3 protein-coding genes are annotated in these 4,222 nt (G+C 70.2%); all 3 read right to left on the reverse strand.

Going from position 1 to position 4,222, the window contains the following annotated elements:
• Positions 1 to 58 precede the first annotated feature (58 nt).
• Positions 59 to 2,233: a putative bifunctional diguanylate cyclase/phosphodiesterase gene (locus VN520_RS03345; RefSeq protein WP_325745314.1), complete on the reverse strand. Its 2,175-nt coding sequence runs from the start codon at positions 2,231 to 2,233 to the stop codon at positions 59 to 61.
• Positions 2,230 to 3,048 (reverse strand): SAM-dependent methyltransferase, encoded by an 819-nt coding sequence (locus VN520_RS03350; protein ID WP_325745315.1) that lies wholly within the window; start codon positions 3,046 to 3,048, stop codon positions 2,230 to 2,232. The genes VN520_RS03345 and VN520_RS03350 overlap by 4 nt, the downstream gene beginning before the upstream one ends.
• Positions 3,049 to 3,167: 119 nt before the next feature.
• Positions 3,168 to 3,566: a hypothetical protein gene (locus tag VN520_RS39540; RefSeq protein WP_325745316.1), complete on the reverse strand. Its 399-nt coding sequence runs from the start codon at positions 3,564 to 3,566 to the stop codon at positions 3,168 to 3,170.
• Positions 3,567 to 4,222 lie beyond the last annotated feature (656 nt).

Consider the following 4,222-nt stretch of genomic DNA (forward strand, 5'->3'; position numbering starts at 1 on the left):
GCCCGTCGTCCCCCCGGCCGCCGGCGGTCCCGCCCCGGCCGGCGGCTGAGGGCGGCCCTCAGACCGCGTCCGCCAGGAGCAGCGAGTGGATCCGGTCCGGGGCACCCGGACGCGCGTAGTACCACCCCTGAGCGGTGTCGCAGCCGAGCTGCCGCAGCTGCTCGGCCTGGGCGCCGGTCTCGACCCCCTCCACCGTGACCGCGAGGTCCAGACTGTGGGCCAGCGAGACGATGCCCTCGACGATCTTGAGATCGACCGGATCGGCCGGGTGGTGCTGCATGCCCTGGGTGAAGGACCGATCCAGCTTGAGCACGCTCACCGGCAGCCGCCGCAGGTTCGCCAGATTCGAGTAACCGGTGCCGAAGTCGTCCAGCGCGATGTCGACGCCCATCTCCGCCAGCTGACGCAGCGGCTTGAGCAGGTCGTCGTCCGCGCCGATCAGTGCGGACTCGGTGACCTCCAGGCAGAGGGCACCGGGCTCCAGACCGGAACGTTCCAGTACGTCGACGGTCTCGGCGACCAGTCTCGGGTGGTGCAGCTGGGTGGGCGAGAGGTTGACGTTGATCCGCAGGGGGCCGCCGTCGGTGTGACGTTCCTGCCAGAAGTTCGCCTGACGGACGGACTCCTCCAGGACCCAGCGGCCGAGCGGAACGATCAGCCCGGTGTGCTCGGCGAGCGGGATGAACCGGTCCGGGCCGAGCACACCGTGCTGCGGGTGGCACCAGCGCACCAGCGCCTCGGCGCCGTGCACGCTGCCGTCCCCGAGGTGCACCAGCGGCTGGTACTCGATGAAGAACTCGCCGCGGTCCAGCGCCGTCGGCAGCGCCGTGGTCAGTCCGTGCCGGGTGATGGCGCGGGCGTCGGCCTCGGCGTCGGCGAGAGCGAAGCGGTTCCCGCCCGCCGCCTTGGCCCGGTACATCGTGATGTCGGCGCTGCGCAGCACCTCGGCCGCGGTGCGTTCGCCCGACGGGCCTTCGACGAGGCCGATGGACCCGCGTACGGTCAGCTCCCGGCCGTCGAGGCGGATGGGCGTGGCGAGCGCCGAGAGGATGCGCCCCGCCAGCTCGTGGACCTCGTCCTGGGTACGCGGCCCGGTCGTGAGGGCCACGAACTCGTCACCGCCGAGCCTCGCGACCATTTCGCCGGGGGCGGTCGCACAGCTCTGCAGCCGGTCGGCGACCTCGACCAGGAGCCGGTCCCCCGCCGCGTGGCCCAGGCTGTCGTTGATCGCCTTGAAGCCGTCCAGGTCGAGATAGCAGAGGCCGAAGCGCATGCCCTCCCTGGGTGCGAGAGCCTTCTCCAGACGCTCGAAGAACAGCGTCCGGTTGGGCAGGCCGGTGAGCGCGTCGTGGGTGGCCTCGTAGCGCAGCCGCAGATTGAGCAGCCGCCGCTCGGTGGTGTCCTCCAGGAGGGCCAGCTGGTACTCCGGCCGCCCCTCCGGGTCCCGCAGCAGCGAGACGGTGAGGTTGGTCCACAGCACGGTGCCGTCGTTGCGGTAGTAGGGCTTCTCCACGCTGTAGTGCTCGCGCTCGCCACGCACCAGCTCTTCGTAGTACTTCCATACGTACGGCGAGTCCTCGGGGTGCACCCACTCATTCACCTTGCGGCTGCGGACGTGGTGCTCCAGCCCGCCGAACATCCGGGTGAGGGTGTCGTTGATCTCCAGGACGTTCCCGTCGAGGTCGGCGATGCCGATCCCCACGGCGGCGTCCTTGAAGACGGCGCGAAAGCGCGCCTCGGTCGCGTGCAGCGCCTGCTCGGCGTGCGAGCGGGCGGTGAGGGCCGAGCGGGCGATCGCCTCCTGCTCGGCGAGTGTGCGCTCACGCAGCGCCTGGCTGAACCCGCCGGCGAGCGCGTGCTGGATCCGCGCGCAGCGGGCCCGGCTGTCCTCGGTGGACAGCTCCACCGGCCCGTTGCCACCGCAGTAGAGGACCAGGTAGGAGTCGACGACGCCCAGTGTGGAGCTCAGGGCGTCGGGGTCCGTGCAGTGCGCGTCGACGAGTGCGGCTCCGACACGGTGCGCGGGCGCCGCGTCGAAGACCCGTGTGTGGAGGATGTCGTTGAGCTCCCGGGCGAGTGGCAGCAGGTGCTTCTCGAACTCCGGACGGGTCATGGAGGTGGCCGTGGACGGAAAGATCGCCCTGCTCCAGATGGTGGCGAATCTCCGGAGCCGGCCTTCCGGGCCGTCGGGTTCCGCGTCCGGCGCGCCGGACGGCTGGGCGGGAATGCTCACGCCTTGCGTCCAACCCCGGCGAAGCCCGAATAGGTGAACGGGTCTTCCTGCGCGAGCGTCTCGGGGGACTCGGGGCGCCACTCGGGCATGGCGACGAGCCCGGGCTCGATCATCTCGTATCCCTCGAAGAAGCGGCTGATCTCCGTGCGCGAGCGCATGATCAGCGGATTGCGGATGGTGCGGTAGACATCGACCGTTCCACCCGCTTCCTCCTGGCTGAGCGGAATCCCCTCGTACGCGGCATGGGTCAGGACCAGCAGGCTGCCCGGAGCCAGGGCGTCGCGGAGCTCGGCGACCGCCGCGTACGGGTCGTCCGCGTCCTCCAGGAAGTGGAGTACCGCCACCAGGAGGAGCGCCACCGGCTTGTCCAGGTCGAGGAGGCCGTTGATCTCCGGGTGCGCCAGGATCTCCTGGGGCTTGCGCAGGTCCGCGGCGGCGATGACGGCACGTTCGTTGTCCTCAAGCACCGCCTGACTGTGTGCGACCGCGACGGAGTCGTGGTCGACATAGGCGATCCGGGCCTCGGGGTCGGCCGCCTGGGCGACTTCGTGGACATTGCCGAAGGTCGGTATGCCGGATCCTATGTCCAGGAACTGATTGACGCCCGAAGAGGTGGCGAAACGTACGGCCCGCCGCATGAAGGCACGGTTCGCCTGCATGACCTTGGGCAGTCCCGGCATGAACTCCATGGCCTTGCGGGCTGCTTCCCTGTCCACCTCGAAATTGTGCGAACCGCCCAGGTAGAAGTCGTACATGCGAGACACGCTCGGCACTGATATGTCAATGCCCTGCGGTGCCCAGGCTGGACGCTCCATCGATGTCTCCAACAAGTCGCCACGGCGGTCCGGCCATGTTCATGGTCAGTGTTGACCAGAGGCTACTGATCGACCGCCAGGAGAGCGAGTGGAAACGGAAATTAGAGATCCGTTATTGGTCACACACCGGAGGCATGTGCGGCCGATCCGTCGCTGCATGTGCACATTCGACGACGGACCGGTACCGCCGGGGTGTCACGAGTGCTGTTCGGGGCTTCGTCCGGGTGGGGCCGCGCGCCATGTTCCCCCGGCACCTCGGCCGTCGGTGTCCCCCGGCTCCGCGTCATCGGAGCAGGTGTGAAGGGGCCGGCGCCCGGACGGCTGCTGCTGGACGCCGGCCGGGCGGTTGAAGGTGGTGAATCGCTTTCCTTGCGGAACGGAAGTCCGGCGATGTCTGTCGCCGACGGGCCGTCCGCGTTCAGCGCCGCTTCCATTCCGGCCGGAGCGGCGGACCATGTCCCACCGGGCCCCTGCCCGTCGGCGTCACCGGGCTCGGAGCCCTCGGCATATCGGTACACCGGCCGGCCCTCGCCGGTCAGCCGCTTCGTCCCGCCGGCCTCGTGACCTCGCCGACCAGCGAAGCATCGGCCCCCGCGACAGCCTTGGCTCCCTGTGTGGGCACCACCGGCCAGCTCTCCGCACAGTCACCCTGCGCCCGAGGAAAGTACTCGGAAAAGTTTTCGACAGGCGCACCCGTGGATGGTTCGGCATCCCTCCATCAGGCGAATCAACTCCTCCCACCGCGTGTCCGGCGGCTGGAGGGAACATGCTGCCCGGCGTGTACGGATCACGCATATGGCGGCTGACGGCCGCCACCCTGCTCCTGCTGCTCGCCGCCCCGCTGCCGGCGGCCGGCGACAGCTGTGCGGTTGCCACCATCGGGCAGGGGAACGGCGGCTCGTCCGTCGCTGTGGCGGGCGAGGGGTGGTGCGGTGCGGTCATCGTCGAACCCGAACCCGAACCTGAGCCCGAACCTGAGCCCGAGCCCGAGCCCGAACCGGCGCCACCTCCACCACCCCCGCCGCCTCCCCCACCACCGCCGCCTCCCCCACCTGCACCGCCACCTCCTCCCCCGCCGCCCGCACCCGAACCCGCGCCCGCGCCCGCGCCCGCGCCACCCGAACCGGAGCCGGAACCGGAACCTGCGCCGTCACAGCCCACCGCACGCCCCGCA

The organism is Streptomyces sp., from assembly GCF_035563135.1.
GTDB lineage: Bacteria > Actinomycetota > Actinomycetes > Streptomycetales > Streptomycetaceae > Streptomyces.